Source organism: Pseudomonas sp. AC229, from assembly GCF_979254655.1.
The window spans coordinates 1-241 of record NZ_CEEDHK010000092.1; the positions used below are offsets into that span (position 1 = coordinate 1).

Sequence of the window (241 nt, forward strand, 5' to 3'; positions counted from 1 at the left end):
AGCGAGTCGTTGATGCGTTTGAAGCCGTCGAGGTCCAGATAAAAAAACGCCAAGCGTTTGCCGCTGCGAACCCGGCGCGCCAGGCTCGATTCGAGTGCTTGGTGGAAGCCGCGGCGGTTGAGCAAGCCGGTCAGCGCGTCGGTCGCTGCGTGCGACTCCAACTGCGCGTAGAGATTGCGCACCACGGACATATCCAACGCCAGAATGACCATCGAACGCTGCAGGCGCGGCAGTGGTGAAC

General features: G+C 61.8%; 1 protein-coding gene. It reads right to left on the reverse strand.

From position 1 onward, the window contains the following. A partial coding sequence (locus tag AC0IW7_RS24985; protein ID WP_471821547.1) for a diguanylate cyclase domain-containing protein occupies positions 1–241 on the reverse strand: 241 nt, incomplete at both ends.